The sequence below is a fragment of the Nitrincola tapanii genome, assembly GCF_008368715.1.
Taxonomy (GTDB): Bacteria; Pseudomonadota; Gammaproteobacteria; order Pseudomonadales; family Balneatricaceae; genus Nitrincola; species Nitrincola tapanii.
Map to the genome: position 1 here is coordinate 54,787 of NZ_SMRS01000001.1, position 15,028 is coordinate 69,814.

Consider the following 15,028-nt stretch of genomic DNA (forward strand, 5'->3'; position numbering starts at 1 on the left):
GCGTGGCTTATGAATTTCCAAACTCTGATATTAAATGCCGGTGCTGAACGACGCTTACGCGCAGGTCATCTCTGGATCTACAGCAACGAAGTGAATAATCAGGCATCACCTTTGAAGGCTTTTCAGGCCGGTGAACAGGTGGTGGTCGAGGATGCACGAGGCAAAAGCTTAGGCTTAGCTTATGTGAATCCCAATAATCTCATTTGTGCCCGCCTGGTGAGTCGTGATCTGCGTTATCCGCTGGATCGCTCACTGCTTGTACATCGGTTGAATGTCGCCTTGGCTCTGCGTGAAATGTGTTTTGACCAACCCTGCTATCGATTGGTGTATGGGGAGTCTGATAGCTTACCCGGATTGGTCATAGATCGTTTTTACGACATTTTTGTGGTGCAGATCTCCACTGCGGGTATGGAGCTGCATAAGGATGCGATTCTGGATGCGCTGAACAAGGTCTTTACGCCGCAAGCCATAGTATTCCGTAATGACGGTAAGATGCGTGGTCTAGAAGGTCTGGATACCTATGTTGAGGTCGCTCAGGGTGAAGTGCCAGAATGGGCACCCTTGTCCGAAAATGGTGTGTCTTTGGTGGCACCCATTTTAGATGGTCAAAAGACGGGTTGGTTTTATGATCATCGTGAGAATCGGGCACGCATGATGTCTTTGGTAAAAGGCAAGCGGGTACTGGATTTGTTTAGCTATGTGGGGGGGTGGGGTGCGCAAGCGCTGGCCGCAGGCGCTTCGGAAGTGATCTGTGTGGATGCCTCCCAGACGGCTTTAGATGTGGCGGCTGAAAATGCGCGTATCAATGGTGGAGAAACACGCTTTAAAGGCTTAAAAGGCGATGCCTTTGATCTGTGCAAAGCTTTAACGGCGGATCAGGAGCGTTTTGATCTGGTCATTGTTGATCCACCGGCCTTTATTCAGCGTCGTAAAGATATTAAAAATGGTGAGCGTGCGTATGCACGTATCAATAACTTTGCGATGCGTTTGCTGGCACGGGATGGCGTGTTGGTATCCGGTTCCTGCTCCATGCACTTAACTCGCGAGAGTCTGGTGGATATCCTGCGCGGCAACAGTCGCGAATTGGACCGTACCGCACAGGTGTTTGCGCATGGCCATCAGGGTGCCGATCACCCGATACATCCGGCGATTCCGGAAACGGAATACCTGAAAGCCTGCTTTATGCGAGTGCTACCCGGCGCTTAGGGTTTGACACGCAGATCTAAAATTGGCCAGCCATGCTCTTGTGCATGTTTGGCCAGTTTGGCATCTGGGTTGACTGCCACGGGATGGTCCACCACTTCTAACAGAGGCAGATCATTGCAGGAATCGCTGTAAAAATAGCTGCCCTCAAGACTATATCCAGTCTTATTTAACCATTCATTTAGACGTGTGACCTTGCCTGCTTGGAAACAAGGAGTGCCCTGAATGGCACCAGTGTAGCGCCCATCTTTCATTTCGGGTTCCGTGGCCAGGAGTGAATCCACGCCTAAGCGCTCGGCAATCGGAGCAGTAATAAATGCGTTGGTTGCTGTGATAATCAATAGATGATCGCCTGCGGCACGGTGCTCCGCCAACAGCTTAGCTGCGGCAGGTAACATCATGGGCTCGATACATTCCTGCATAAATTCCTGATGCCAGCGTTGCAGATCCGCCAAGGCAAAGCGTGTGAGCGGGTGGAGCGCAAAGCCTAGAAACTCATGAATATCCAGGGTGCCTTGTTGGTAGTGGACAAAAAAGCGATCATTTGCCGCTTTATACTCTTCAGGGTCCACCACGCCTTTACGGCATAAAAATTCTCCCCAAGCGTGATCACTATCACCCCCGAGTAGGGTATTGTCTAGGTCAAAAATCGCCAGTCTCAAAGCTGGGGTCTCCTCGCACGTAAAAAGTCACTAGCTTAGTCCGAGGCGTTTCTCTGTGCAATCAACGCTATTTGCCATGACTCATATCTGTGGAACAATAGGTGTAAATAATGATGATACTGGGTAAGTGAAAGTGATTGATTCAGAGGGTTTTCGTCCCAACGTAGGCATCATTCTGGTGAACTCCCAGGGCCAGGTGCTCTGGGCCCGACGTATCGGGCAGGACGCTTGGCAATTCCCTCAGGGTGGAATCCAAAGCAATGAAACACCTGAGCAGGCGATGTTTCGTGAGCTGCGTGAGGAGATAGGTTTGCATGCGAAGGATGTTGAAATCCTCGCAGTGACTCGGGGCTGGTTGCGTTATCGGTTACCCAAACGCATGATTCGACGTCATACACAACCCGTATGTGTGGGTCAGAAGCAGAAATGGTTTCTGTTGCGTATGTTAAGCCAAGATAATGCGGTGCGTATCGACCATACGGATTCCCCCGAATTTGATGGATGGCAATGGGTCAGTTATTGGTACCCTCTGGGGCAGGTGGTGTCTTTCAAACGCGAGGTGTATCGTCGTGCAATGAAGGAACTCTCGCCTAAGTTGGCGCGTCTTGTATCACAACAGAATAACAATAATCGCTAGGCTTGATGGGAGCAGGGCATGAGCATACTCAAGATACTGCGCAAGATTGTACAGGAGGTCAGCACGGCTGCGGATCTCGATGCCGTTCTGACGATTATTGTCTCGCGTGTACAGCGTGCTATGGCGACTCATGTCTGTTCTGTTTTTTTATTTGATGCCGTTACGCAACGTTATGTCTTGCGCGCGACTCAGGGTTTGAATCCTCAAGCGGTTGGGCAGGTGAGCTTGGCAGAAAATGAGGGGGTTGTCGGTTTAGTGGCCAAGCGCGCAGAGCCAATTAACCTGCAGGATGCCTCCTCGCACCCGGCTTTTTATTTTCTTGATACGACAGGTGAAGAGCAGTTTCACTCCTTTTTGGGTGTGCCCATCATTCATCAGCGCCGTGTGCTGGGTGTGCTGGTGGTGCAGCAACAAGAGAAGCGTCGTTTTGATGAAAGTGAAGAAGCGTTTCTAGTCACCCTCTCGGCGCAGTTAGCGGGCATTATCGCCCACGCCCATGCAACGGGTTCTGTGCAAACTCAGTTGGATGCGAATCAGCGCCCAGTTCAGCAGGATTTGCGCTACGAGGGTGTGGCGGCAGCACCGGGTGTGGCAATTGGGCGTGTTGTGGTGATGTCCTTGCCGGCCGATCTGGATACGGTGCCGGATAAAGAGGTGAAAGACCTGGCGGCCGAGCTGGAGAGCTTTGCCAAAGCTTTGGAAGCGGTAAGAGAAGAGGTGCGCCAGGTTGCCGACAATCTGGCGAGCCGTTTGAGTAAGGATGAGCAGGCGCTGTTTGATGTGTATCTACGGATGCTGGATGATCAGGCGCTGGCGCAAGAAGTCATCGCCCGGATACACGCCGGGAACTGGGCGCAGGGTTCTCTGCGGGAAGTAATTGATGAGCATGTGCGTGCTTTCACCGCGATGGAAGATCCCTACCTGAGTGAGCGCGCAACCGATATTCGAGATTTGGGTAGTCGCATACTCAGTCACCTGCAGGAAGCAGGCCCTGCACAAATTACAGACTTTCCCGATCATGCAATTCTTCTCGCCGACGAGTTGACGCCCGCCATGCTGGGTTTGGCACCGGAAAATAAATTAGCAGGTTTGGTGTCGGTATCTGGATCTGGCAATTCACATGCGGCGATCTTGGCACGTTCAATGGGTATTCCAACGGTCATGGGTGTCGTGGATCTGCCCTATCGGCGTTTGAATGGCCGTGAAGTGGTGGTGGATGGTTATAACGGCCGTTTGTATGTGAACCCTTCGGATGAATTGCTTCAGGCGTATGGGCGTATTCTCAATGATGAGAAGGCGATGGCCACCGAGCTGCAAGCGCTGCATGATCTCCCCGCCATCACTACAGATGGTTATCGTTTGCCGCTTTGGGTGAATACAGGATTAGCGGCTGACGTTGCGCGCTCTCTTGAGCGTGGAGCGGAAGGCATAGGTCTGTATCGTACCGAAATTCCTTTCATGATTCGGGAAAGTTTTCCCAGTGAGCAAGAGCAGCTAGAGAGTTATCGTAAGCAGCTTGAAGCCTTTGCGCCTCTGCCGGTGACGATGCGAACACTGGATATTGGTGGGGATAAGGCTTTGCCCTATTTTCCCATTGATGAAGAGAACCCTTCTTTGGGCTGGCGTGGTATCCGTATTACCCTAGACCATCCTGAAATCTTTATGGTGCAAGTGCGGGCGATGCTGCGTGCCAGTGTCGGCCTGAACAATTTACGCATTATGTTGCCGATGGTCACGAGTGTGCACGAGGTCGAGGAGGCCAAGCGTCAAATCGATCGCGCCTGTGCTGAGTTGCGTGAAGAGGGATATGATGTCCATGCTCCACCCGTGGGTGTCATGATCGAAGTGCCGGCCGCTGTCTATCAGGCGCGTCGTTTCGCGCGCATGGTGGATTTTATTTCGGTTGGCTCCAATGATCTGACTCAATACCTCTTGGCGGTTGATCGCAACAATCCGCGTGTGGCGGGCCTTTATGCGCCTTATCATCCTGCGGTGCTCAAAGCGTTGGATTTTATCGCACATGAGGCCCATAAGGAGCGTAAGCATGTCTCTATCTGTGGCGAGATCGCGGCCGACCCCGGAGGGGCGCTGCTCTTAATGGCCATGGGGTATGATGTCCTGTCCGTGAATGCGAACAATCTTCCCAGGGTCAAGTGCGCCATTCGTGGCGTCAGTCTAGAAGAGGCCAGGCACTTACTGTTAAAGGTGAGAATGATGCACGATGCGGAAGAGATCCATCAGACCCTGCGTCAAGCACTTCGAGCCTTTGGCTTAAATCAATTGACGCGTCCGGCGATCCCCGAGCGGGAATAACCGACGCTCACTTTTTAATAACGAACATTTAACTCTCCTCTGGAAGGTGATTATGTTGATGACCTTGGCACTCTATTTGATTTTGGGTGCATTGGCTGGAATTGTGGCCGGCTTGTTTGGGATAGGTGGCGGGCTGCTGATCGTGCCTGTCCTTATTTTTAGTTTTGAGTTGCAAGGATTATCGACCGCTGTGCTCACCCATATGGCCGTTGCCACCTCTTTGGCGACCATTGTGGTGACCTCGACCAGCTCCATTCTGGCCCATCATAAACGGGGGGCCGTCGACTGGGGGCTGTTTCGTCCTATGGCCGCTGGGCTGGTTTTGGGTGCGGTGTTGGGTGTGAATACAGCCGTTTTATTACCCGGCCCAGTGTTGCAGGTGTTGTTGGGCAGCTTTGTGCTCTTAGTGGCTGTGCAGATGTTGTTTAATCTGCAGCCTAAACAGGGTGCTCAGGCACCGAAATCGGCAGAGTTGGTGGCGGCAGGAGGTGTCATAGGTTGGGCCTCCAGTATTTTTGGTATTGGCGGTGGCACCCTTTCGGTACCTTACTTAAATTGGCGTAATCAAGCGATGCGTGTTGCAGTAGCCACCTCGGCGGCCTGTGGTTTGCCGATTGCAATGATGGGCGCGACCACCAATATTTGGGTGGGGTGGGGGCGTGAGGGTTTGCCCGAGTGGAGTTTGGGCTACGTCTACTTACCGGCATTCTTGGGCATTGTTCTGGCCAGTTCGTTCACAGCCAAACTGGGCGCACGTTGGGCGCATACACTACCGCAAGCGGTACTCAAACGCTGCTTTGCCATTTTTCTGTTTTTAGTGGCCCTGCGCTTTTTAGGTAGTAATTTATTTTAAGGAGTCGGTGATGTGGGTGCATGAAATTAATCCGGTGGCCTTAGATCTGGGACGAGTACAGATTCACTGGTACGGATTGATGTATGTCATAGGGTTTGCAGCAGCTTGGTGGCTGGGTTTGTATCGTGCGCGTCAGCCAGGTTCGGGCTGGACTGAGCAGCAGGTGTCTGATTTGGTCTTTTGGGGCGCCATGGGTGTCATCCTAGGGGGGCGTGCGGGCTATGTGTTGTTTTATCATTTTGACTATTTCCTGCAAGACCCGCTTTGGTTGTTTGCGATTTGGCAGGGGGGGATGTCTTTTCATGGCGGTTTAATCGGCGTAGTCCTCGCGCTGGCGCTTCTGGGTCGACGTTATCAGAAAAGTCTGTTTGAGATGGGTGATTTTGTAGCGCCTTTGATTCCGATAGGCCTAGGTGCGGGCCGACTGGGTAATTTTATCGGTGGGGAGTTATGGGGGCGTCCCACTGATCTGCCTTGGGCCGTCATATTTCCAGCGGCTGGAGATCATTTGGCGCGCCATCCTTCCCAGCTCTATCAGATGCTGCTAGAAGGCTTGGTGCTGTTTGTGATTCTTTGGTGGTTCACGGCACGCCCACGTCCGCGGATGGCGGCTTCGGGTTTGTTTCTACTGAGTTATGCGGTGTTTCGTGCATTGGTGGAACTTTTCCGTGAACCGGATGCGCAGTTGGGAGTTTTGGCTTTCGGGCTAACAATGGGGCAGTGGTTATCTCTGCCGATGCTTTTGGCCGGTGCCACCATGCTGTTGCTGGCTTACGCTAAGCCCAAAAACTGATTGGCTGCTGCCTGCTTCGGATGGTTTGATGTTGAATATAAGCAGGATGAGATGAGCGGTCATTTGAGGCATAATGACTTCATTTTTTTGCAGGTGTCTGTATGCGCCAGTATCTCGATTTGATGCAAGATATCCTTGACCATGGAGTGGATAAAGGAGATAGAACCGGTACGGGTACCCGCTCGGTTTTTGGGCGTCAGTTGCGTTTTGATCTGCAACAAGGCTTTCCTTTGTTGACGACAAAAAAAGTGCATCTGAAGTCGATTATCTATGAGCTGCTTTGGTTTCTCTCAGGCAGCACAGACAATCGCTGGTTGCAGGAACGGGGCGTGACCATTTGGAATGAATGGGCCTTAGCAGATGGAGATCTTGGTCCTATCTACGGGAAACAATGGCGCTCTTGGGCCTGCCCAGATGGTTCGACGATCGATCAAATCAGTCAGGTGATCGAGCAGATTAAGCGTAACCCTAATTCCCGTCGTTTAATTGTGAGTGGTTGGAATCCAGCAGATCTGCCCGATGAAAGCCTATCCCCACAAGAAAACGTGCGTTTGCATAAGGCCGCTTTGCCACCTTGTCACACGCTTTTCCAATTCTATGTTGCGCAAGGGCGTTTGAGCTGTCAGCTCTATCAACGTAGTGCTGATTATTTTCTTGGCGTACCTTTTAACATCGCGTCCTATGCGCTGCTTACGCATATGGTGGCGCAGCAGTGTGATTTAGAGGTAGGAGAGTTTGTGCACACCTTCGGTGATGCCCATCTTTACCTTAATCATATTGATGATCCGTCTATCGTGCAGGAACAGTTGTCGCGTATACCAGGTGCCTTGCCTAGGTTAAAAATCCTGCGGCGTCCTGCGTCTATTTTTGACTATGAGTTTGCAGATTTTGTAATAGAGGGCTATGACCCCTATCCGGCCATTCGAGCGCCCATCTCTGTGTAACTGGCTGAGTGCAGCGCTGCAGAGATACAGTTTCACCCACTAGAGACAAGGTACGTATGCGTCTATCGATTATTGTCGCCCAAGCAAACAACCGCGTGATTGGGGTAGGCAACAAGCTGCCCTGGTATTTGCCAGAAGATTTGCGCTATTTCAAACGAGTCACCCAAGGCAAGCCTATCATCATGGGGCGTAAAACCTTTGAATCGATCGGCAGGCCTTTGCCAGGACGCACCAATATTGTCATTACACGTAATCCAGATTTTCAGGCAGCGGGTGTTGTGTGTGTAAATTCGTTGCAAGCGGCCATTGAGCGTGCTGAGCAGCAGTTGCTGATTGATGCAGGTGATGAGGCCCTGGTCATCGGTGGGGCGGAAATCTATGCACAAGCACTTGCGCAAGCCGATCGGTTGTATCTGACACAAGTCGATGCAGAGATTGAAGGTGATGCATGGTTCCCTGAGTTTTCTAAGCAAGAGTGGATTGAAGTCGGGCGCCAAGAGTTTGCCGCGATTGAGCCCAACCCCTACCCCTATCGTTTTATGATCTATGAGCGCCAAGCAGCAGGGTTTTCCGAGCGCGAGGGTACAGAAGAGCTGGGGGCGGATTTTGGTGCTTGAGCGTTTATTGCAGTGCTTAGCGGACGGCCGTTTTCATTCAGGAAGTGAATTGGGTCGGGCGCTGGGGATGAGCCGAAGTGCTATCTGGAAACACATCCGCACCTTGGAAAGCTTGGGCGTTGAGATCTTTAGTGTGCGTGGCCGTGGGTATCGTATACCCGGTGGTTTAGATCTGCTCGATTTAGATGCTTGTCGTGCCGCTTTGCTGCCTCAGGTTTCGCTACGCCTTGAAGCTCTGCAAAAACATCTAAACACCGCTTCGACCAATCTTTTGGCTGCTCAGGCCTTAAGAGAGGGTGTGCATCATGGAGTCTATGTCGCTGAACAGCAAACTGAGGGGCGTGGACGGCGTGGGCGGCGATGGTTTAGCCCCTTTGCCGCGAATCTCTATATGTCTTTAGCTTGGCGTATGCCCTTAGGCTTAGCTTCCCTAGAGGGGTTAAGTCTTGCGGTGGCCTTAGCGCTGCGTAATGCCCTCATCGAGCTGGGCTGTGACGCCGTTAAGGTGAAGTGGCCGAATGACCTGCTGATTGAACAAGCAAAATTAGCCGGAATTTTGATCGAGGTCAGTGGTGATACAACGACGGAAGCGCAGCTCGTGATCGGTATCGGTATTAACGTCACCATGATGCAGGCGCCTGATGGAGCGATTGATCAGGCTTGGACCTCTTTGCAGCGCTCGGGTGTTCAGGTTTCACGCACGCATCTGTTGGCCTGTGTGCTTAATCACCTCATTTTGGCCTTAGAAAAGTTTGAGCGGGAAGGTTTTGTTGCTTTCCAGTCTGATTGGCAAAATGCTGATGCTTTTTACGGTCAGCGCAGCTGTGTGATATCCGGTGAGCAGGTCGTGGAAGGGATCTGCTTAGGGGTGAATGAGATGGGCGCGTTGCAACTGGAAACGGAACAGGGTCGATTAAGTTTGCATGGTGGCGAGTTAAGCTTGCGTGCGTTATGAAAATACTTGAGTTGGATTTAGGCAATAGTTTTTTGAAATGGCGTTTGCGCGATGGTGCTTGGGTGGGGGCTGTGCAGCGTATTTTGATTACGGACCTTAGCCTAGATTGGCCATTAGAATGGTCAGGTATCCAGCGTGTCTATCTGGCTGCCGTGGCGCAGCAGGCTCTGCAAAGTGCACTGATCCAGCGTTTTCAACAGATGGGCGTTCAGGTTGAGTTGGCGCAGACGCAAGCCGTTTGCGCGGGGTTAAAAAATGCCTATGCCGAGCCTGAGCGTTTAGGAGTGGATCGTTGGTTGGTGATGCTAGCTGCCTGGAAGGCGCAGCCGAGTGCTTGTGCCATTCTGGATGCGGGGAGTGCCATTACTCTGGACTATATCGCAGCGGATGGGCAGCATCTGGGGGGGTATATTCTGCCGGGTGTATCCATTTTGCGACAAAGCTTACTGAATAATACCGCTCGCGTGATGGCGGGAGCGGAAACGCGAGCGGCGGTGCTCAGTCCGGGCCGAACAACAGATGCATGTGTTGATAATGGACGTTTGCATCTGTTGAAGGGCTTTGTGCAAAGTGTGCAAGAAGAGGCAGCAGGGTTTCAGATTAAGCGTTGGATATTGACGGGTGGTGATGGTGAGCTATTTAAACCCTGGCTGCCGAATGCTGAGTATCAGGCGGACCTGGTGCTCGATGGTTTGCAGTGGATGTTTGAGTAATGTGGCGCTGGATTTTCATCATTTTGCTGTTGTTGAATGCGCTTTTATTCTTTTGGTTTGCACAGAAAGAACAGTCTCTACAGAACAGGCAACTTGGCTTGATTCAGGATTCAACGCTGCAATTTTCTAAAAAGTGATTTTTTTCAAAAAAAATGCAAACAGGGCTTGCCAGTCCCCAGCCAGATCAGTAAGATACGCACCACTTCGCTGACATGCCGGTATAGCTCAGTTGGTAGAGCAACTGACTTGTAATCAGTAGGTCCCGGGTTCGACTCCTGGTGCCGGCACCATTAAGTAAGTGAAGCTCGTGGTGGGATTCCCGAGTGGCCAAAGGGATCAGACTGTAAATCTGACGCGAGAGCTTCGGTGGTTCGAATCCACCTCCCACCACCATCCTCAATCAGCTGTAACTCGGCGGGTATGGTATAGTGGCTATTACCTCAGCCTTCCAAGCTGAAGAGGCGGGTTCGATTCCCGCTACCCGCTCCAAAATGTATTCGCTCATGTAGCTCAGGGGTAGAGCACACCCTTGGTAAGGGTGAGGTCGGCGGTTCAAATCCGCCCATGAGCTCCAGATGTTAAAAGGGTAGATATAGTAATATGTCTGCCCTTTGTTGTATTTAATGGCCGCTGGTCAACTGGAATAGATTGGGAACTTAAGATGGCTAAGAAAGCTTTTGAACGTAACAAGCCTCACGTCAACGTAGGAACCATTGGCCACGTTGACCATGGTAAAACCACCCTGACTGCAGCTCTGACGCGCGTATGTGCGGAAGTGTGGGGCGGTACAGCGGTAGCGTTTGACGGTATCGACAATGCACCCGAAGAGCGTGAGCGTGGTATCACCATCTCTACTTCACACGTAGAGTATGAGTCACCTGTTCGCCACTATGCGCACGTAGACTGCCCAGGTCACGCTGACTATGTTAAAAACATGATCACCGGTGCGGCGCAGATGGACGGCGCGATCCTGGTGTGTTCAGCGGCTGACGGCCCCATGCCACAGACGCGTGAGCACATTCTGCTGTCACGTCAGGTCGGCGTACCTTACATCGTTGTGTTCCTGAACAAAGCGGACATGGTTGACGATGCTGAGCTGTTGGAACTGGTTGAAATGGAAGTGCGTGAGCTTCTCGACCAGTACGACTTCCCAGGCGACGACACTCCGATCGTTGTAGGTTCAGCGCTGATGGCACTGAATGGCGAAGACGACAACGAAATGGGTACGTCTGCGGTTAAGAAACTGGTTGAAACTCTGGATGCTTACATCCCTGAGCCAGAGCGTGCTGTTGACCGTCCATTCCTGATGCCAATCGAAGACGTTTTCTCTATCTCCGGTCGTGGTACCGTAGTAACAGGCCGTATCGAGCGTGGTATCCTGAAAGTGGGTGACGAGATCGAGATCGTCGGTGTACGTGACACCACGAAAACGACTTGTACCGGTGTTGAGATGTTCCGTAAGCTGCTGGACGAAGGTCGTGCAGGTGAGAACGTGGGTGCGCTGCTGCGTGGTACTAAGCGTGACGACGTTGAGCGTGGTCAGGTTCTGTGCAAACCCGGTTCAATCAAGCCGCACACTAAGTTCGAAGGCGAAGTGTACGTGTTGAGCAAAGAAGAAGGTGGTCGTCATACTCCATTCTTCAAAGGCTACCGTCCACAGTTCTACTTCCGTACGACTGACATCACGGGCGCGTGCGAACTGCCAGAAGGTGTTGAGATGGTGATGCCAGGTGATAACGTTCAGATGACCGTTACCCTGATCAACCCAATCGCGATGGAAGAAGGTCTGCGCTTTGCGATCCGTGAAGGCGGTCGTACAGTGGGTGCGGGCGTTGTTGCGAAAATTATTGAGTAATTCTTCTCAATAATCCTTGCCAAGAGATGGGGGGGTGACTATAATGTGCCTCCCTATTATGCAGTAGGCTAGTAGCTCAACTGGCAGAGCAGCGGTCTCCAAAACCGCAGGTTGGGGGTTCGAGTCCCTCCTGGCCTGCCAATCCCATTCGGGGTTGGCGTCACATAGCGTAAGCTTACCTATATAAGCCGAGGCTTCTAGCGTGAATACAAAAGTAAATTCCGAAGGATCTAAGCTTGATGGCCTGAAATGGGCTGTTGTCGTTGCTATTGTGGTGATAGGTGTAGTGGGAAACTCGATCTTTTCCGGTGAGTCTCTCCTTTATCGTGTCCTTGCACTGCTGGTCTTGGCGGGAATCGCAGGTTTTATTGCTCTGCAAACTGAAAAGGGTAAAACCTGGTTTCGCTTATTTAAAGATGCCAAGGGCGAAATGCGCAGAGTGGTTTGGCCAACGCGCCAGGAAACCTTGCAAACTACCCTGATGGTTCTGGTGGCGGTGTTGTTAGTGGCTCTTATGTTGTGGGGTCTAGATACGCTGCTGGGGTGGATTGTTTCTGGGGTGATAGGCTGAGGTTGGCATGAGTACTGAGAAAAAACGCTGGTATGTTGTGCATGCTTACTCGGGTTTTGAAAAGCGTGTAATGAACGGCCTGAAAGAGCGTATCGAATTGCATGGGATGCAGGATCTTTTTGGTGAGGTGTTGGTGCCTACTGAAGAGGTCATCGAGATTCGTGATGGTAAGAAGCGCAAGTCGGAGCGTAAGTTTTATCCTGGCTATGTGCTGGTTAATATGGTCATGAATGATGAGACCTGGCATCTGGTTAAAAGCACGCCGCGTGTTCTAGGATTTATTGGTGGAACGGCTGACAAGCCTGCTCCAATTACTGAGCGTGAAGCAAATGAGATTTTGCAGCGCGTAGAGAGTGGTGCTGATAAGCCTAAGCCAAAAACGGTGTTTGAGCCGGGCGAAATGGTGCGTGTTGTTGATGGCCCATTTGCTGACTTTAACGGCGTTGTCGAAGAAGTAAATTATGAGAAGAATCGTCTCCAGGTTGCGGTCTTGATCTTTGGGCGTTCAACACCAGTCGAACTTGAGTTCCGTCAAGTCGAAAAAGCGTGATTTTTGTAACCTGAGAGGCTTGGTCTCTCGGGTTTTTATGCAATAACGGGGAGCCTTGCGGCGTTTGTACCCATTAGGAGTAGCTTAAATGGCTAAGAAAATTAATGCTTATATCAAGCTGCAGGTAAAAGCAGGTCAGGCGAACCCAAGTCCGCCGGTAGGTCCTGCTCTGGGTCAGCACGGTGTCAATATCATGGAGTTCTGTAAGGCGTTTAACGCTGCGACTCAGGGTATGGAGCCAGGTCTGCCAACACCTGTTGTGATCACTGTTTACAGCGATCGTAGTTTTACCTTCATCACTAAAACACCACCGGCTGCCATTCTGTTGAAAAAAGCAGCAGGTCTGAAAAGCGGATCTCCACGTCCGAACACTCAGAAGGTGGGTACAGTTACTCGTGCGCAGTTGGAAGAGATTGCCACCACTAAGATGCCAGATCTGACCGCTTCTGATATGGAAGCAGCAGTTCGTACCATCGCTGGTAGCGCGCGTTCCATGGGTCTGGTTGTAGAAGGTGAAGAATAATGGCTAAGCTGACTAAGCGCCAGAAGGCGATTCGCGAGAAGGTAGAAGCCGGCAAACTGTACAACGTACAGGATGCTGTGGCTCTGCTGGCAGAAGTCTCTGCCGTTAAGTTCACCGAATCTGTTGATGTTGCGGTTAACCTGGGTGTTGATCCACGTAAATCTGATCAGGTTGTGCGCGGTTCAACCGTTCTGCCACACGGTACAGGTAAAGATGTACGTGTTGCTGTCTTTGCTCAGGGCGACAATGCTGAGAAAGCTAAAGCAGCGGGTGCAGATATCGTAGGTTTTGAAGATCTAGCTGAACAGATCAAAGGCGGCAACCTGAACTTTGACGTAGTGATTGCTACGCCTGACGCGATGCGTATCGTGGGTCAGTTGGGTCAGGTTCTGGGTCCACGTGGTCTGATGCCAAACCCTAAAGTTGGTACTGTGACTCCAGACGTAGCGACGGCTGTTCAGAATGCTAAAGCCGGTCAGGTACGTTTCCGTACAGACAAAAACGGCATCATCCACTGTTCAGTGGGTAAAGTTGGCTTTAGCCAAGACGCAATTAAAGAAAACATCGAAGCTCTGGTAGCGGATCTGAAGAAGCTGAAGCCTTCTTCATCTAAAGGTGTTTATCTGAAGAAAGTGACTCTGTCCACCACTATGGGACCGGGTCTGGCAGTTGATCAGTCCTCTCTGAGCGTCTGATTCTGCTAATGGGATTTGAGGGTCTTCGTGACCTCTTCACAGAGACGAAGGCCGTCAAAGACCGCAGGTGACACAGGTATCCTGTGTCTTAATGGGCTACCAGCCTGCGCAGACGGTGAGATTCAACCGAATCAAAACCACCGTACTCATACTCGTTGCAATGTCTGCACGAGTGGTTGGTAAATAGTCGTAAGACTCAATCCAGGAGTAAATCGTGGCATTAGGACTCGAAGACAAAAAAGCGATCGTCGCTGAAGTCCAGGAAGCTGCTGCATCCGCTCTGTCCGCCGTAGTTGCCGATTCTCGCGGCGTTACTGTGACAGATATGACTCAACTGCGTAAAGTTGCGCGCGAAAATGGTGTATGGCTGCGTGTCGTACGTAATACCTTGGCGCGCCGTGCAGTCGATGGAACCCAGTACGAGTGTCTGAAAGACAGCTTTGTGGGCCCGTCGATCATTGCCTTCTCAAACGAGCACCCAGGTGCGGGTGCGCGTATTCTTCAGGAATTCGCTAAAGGCAATGACAAGTTTGAGTTGAAAGCAGCTGCTTTCGAAGGCGAAAAAGTTGACATCGCGATGCTGGCAAGCCTGCCGACATACGACGAAGCGATTGCGAAGCTGATGAGCGTTCTGAAAGAAGCTTCAGCTGGCAAGCTGGTTCGTACACTGGCCGCTGTTCGCGATCAGAAAGAGCAGGCTGCTTGATTGCCTTAGGCACAAGCCCTGTATACAGAGTTTAATGAGCAGTCGCTCACACAAAAATTCAGGAAATTTAACATGTCTCTGACTCACGAAGATATCATCAATGCAGTTGCTGAAATGTCTGTAAAGGACGTTGTTGCTCTGATTGAAGCTATGGAAGAAAAATTCGGTGTTACCGCTGCAGCTGCAGTTGTAGCCGCTGGCCCAGCTGCAGCAGCAGTTGAAGAGCAGACTGAATTCAACGTTATCCTGGCTGATGCTGGCGAGAAGAAAGTTAACGTTATCAAAGCTGTTCGTGGTGCAACCGGTCTGGGCTTGAAAGAAGCTAAAGAACTGGTTGACGGCGCTCCTTCTACTGTTAAAGAAGGCGTTTCTAAAGAAGAAGCTGAAGCTCTCAAGAAAGAGCTGGAAGAAGCCGGCGCTAAAGTCGAGCTTAAGTAA

At 51.3% G+C, this 15,028-nt stretch carries 17 protein-coding genes and 5 tRNA genes; 21 read left to right on the forward strand and 1 reads right to left on the reverse strand.

Going from position 1 to position 15,028, the window contains the following annotated elements; translation table 11 throughout:
• The first annotated feature begins 9 nt into the window (after positions 1-9).
• On the forward strand, positions 10-1,206 hold the full coding sequence (locus tag E1H14_RS00275) for a class I SAM-dependent rRNA methyltransferase (RefSeq protein ID WP_149389469.1): 1,197 nt from the start codon (positions 10-12) through the stop codon (positions 1,204-1,206).
• Here E1H14_RS00275 and E1H14_RS00280 read toward each other — a convergent pair.
• Positions 1,203-1,865: a histidinol-phosphatase gene (locus E1H14_RS00280; protein WP_149389470.1), complete on the reverse strand. Its 663-nt coding sequence runs from the start codon at positions 1,863-1,865 to the stop codon at positions 1,203-1,205. The two genes, E1H14_RS00275 and E1H14_RS00280, sit on opposite strands and share 4 nt — an antisense overlap.
• Positions 1,866-1,998: 133 nt before the next feature.
• On the opposite strand from E1H14_RS00280, the gene E1H14_RS00285 reads away from it, so the two are divergent.
• From E1H14_RS00285 to rplL, 20 genes are all read left to right on the forward strand, one after another.
• On the forward strand, positions 1,999-2,502 hold the full coding sequence (locus tag E1H14_RS00285) for an RNA pyrophosphohydrolase (protein ID WP_149389894.1): 504 nt from the start codon (positions 1,999-2,001) through the stop codon (positions 2,500-2,502).
• An 18-nt stretch (positions 2,503-2,520) separates the two neighbouring features.
• Positions 2,521-4,815 carry a phosphoenolpyruvate--protein phosphotransferase gene (ptsP, locus tag E1H14_RS00290; RefSeq protein ID WP_235017342.1) on the forward strand — a complete coding sequence of 765 codons (2,295 nt, stop codon included), beginning with the start codon at positions 2,521-2,523 and terminating at the stop codon, positions 4,813-4,815.
• A 52-nt stretch (positions 4,816-4,867) separates the two neighbouring features.
• Positions 4,868-5,668, forward strand: a complete 801-nt coding sequence (locus E1H14_RS00295) for a sulfite exporter TauE/SafE family protein (RefSeq protein ID WP_149389471.1) — start codon at positions 4,868-4,870, stop codon at positions 5,666-5,668.
• A 10-nt stretch (positions 5,669-5,678) separates the two neighbouring features.
• Positions 5,679-6,461, forward strand: a complete 783-nt coding sequence (gene lgt / locus E1H14_RS00300) for a prolipoprotein diacylglyceryl transferase (protein ID WP_149389472.1) — start codon at positions 5,679-5,681, stop codon at positions 6,459-6,461.
• A gap of 101 nt (positions 6,462-6,562) precedes the next feature.
• Entirely contained in the window at positions 6,563-7,405 is an 843-nt protein-coding gene (locus E1H14_RS00305) for a thymidylate synthase (protein ID WP_149389473.1), read from the forward strand.
• Between the two features lie 56 nt (positions 7,406-7,461).
• Positions 7,462-8,022, forward strand: a complete 561-nt coding sequence (locus E1H14_RS00310) for a dihydrofolate reductase (RefSeq protein ID WP_149389474.1) — start codon at positions 7,462-7,464, stop codon at positions 8,020-8,022.
• The gene (birA, locus tag E1H14_RS00315; RefSeq protein WP_235017343.1) at positions 8,015-8,977 is read left to right on the forward strand and encodes a bifunctional biotin--[acetyl-CoA-carboxylase] ligase/biotin operon repressor BirA; all 963 of its coding nucleotides are present in this window, start codon (positions 8,015-8,017) and stop codon (positions 8,975-8,977) included. Before E1H14_RS00310 ends, birA begins: the two co-directional genes overlap by 8 nt.
• Positions 8,974-9,690: a type III pantothenate kinase gene (locus tag E1H14_RS00320; RefSeq protein WP_149389476.1), complete on the forward strand. Its 717-nt coding sequence runs from the start codon at positions 8,974-8,976 to the stop codon at positions 9,688-9,690. Before birA ends, E1H14_RS00320 begins: the two co-directional genes overlap by 4 nt.
• 214 nt (positions 9,691-9,904) lie before the next feature.
• Positions 9,905-9,980: transfer RNA gene (locus tag E1H14_RS00325), tRNA-Thr, on the forward strand.
• Positions 9,981-9,999: 19 nt separating this feature from the next.
• A tRNA-Tyr gene (locus E1H14_RS00330) sits at positions 10,000-10,083 on the forward strand.
• Positions 10,084-10,104: 21 nt separating this feature from the next.
• Positions 10,105-10,179 (forward strand) — tRNA-Gly (locus tag E1H14_RS00335).
• Between the two features lie 10 nt (positions 10,180-10,189).
• Positions 10,190-10,264 (forward strand) — tRNA-Thr (locus E1H14_RS00340).
• Positions 10,265-10,351: 87 nt separating this feature from the next.
• Positions 10,352-11,545, forward strand: a complete 1,194-nt coding sequence (tuf, locus tag E1H14_RS00345; protein ID WP_149389477.1) for an elongation factor Tu — start codon at positions 10,352-10,354, stop codon at positions 11,543-11,545.
• 65 nt (positions 11,546-11,610) lie between these two features.
• Positions 11,611-11,686 (forward strand) — tRNA-Trp (locus E1H14_RS00350).
• A gap of 61 nt (positions 11,687-11,747) precedes the next feature.
• On the forward strand, positions 11,748-12,116 hold the full coding sequence (gene secE / locus E1H14_RS00355; RefSeq protein WP_149389478.1) for a preprotein translocase subunit SecE: 369 nt from the start codon (positions 11,748-11,750) through the stop codon (positions 12,114-12,116).
• Positions 12,117-12,123: 7 nt separating this feature from the next.
• A complete protein-coding gene (gene nusG / locus E1H14_RS00360) occupies positions 12,124-12,666 on the forward strand; it encodes a transcription termination/antitermination protein NusG (protein WP_149389479.1) in 543 nt (180 codons plus the stop codon).
• Positions 12,667-12,754: 88 nt separating this feature from the next.
• Positions 12,755-13,189, forward strand: coding sequence for a 50S ribosomal protein L11 (rplK, locus tag E1H14_RS00365; RefSeq protein ID WP_149389480.1), 435 nt, complete (start codon positions 12,755-12,757; stop codon positions 13,187-13,189).
• Complete coding sequence (gene rplA / locus E1H14_RS00370) at positions 13,189-13,884, forward strand: 50S ribosomal protein L1 (RefSeq protein ID WP_149389481.1); 696 nt, start codon at positions 13,189-13,191, stop codon at positions 13,882-13,884. The genes rplK and rplA overlap by 1 nt, the downstream gene beginning before the upstream one ends.
• 214 nt (positions 13,885-14,098) lie before the next feature.
• On the forward strand, positions 14,099-14,590 hold the full coding sequence (gene rplJ, locus E1H14_RS00375) for a 50S ribosomal protein L10 (protein ID WP_149389482.1): 492 nt from the start codon (positions 14,099-14,101) through the stop codon (positions 14,588-14,590).
• A gap of 72 nt (positions 14,591-14,662) precedes the next feature.
• Positions 14,663-15,028 (forward strand): 50S ribosomal protein L7/L12, encoded by a 366-nt coding sequence (gene rplL, locus E1H14_RS00380; protein ID WP_149389483.1) that lies wholly within the window; start codon positions 14,663-14,665, stop codon positions 15,026-15,028.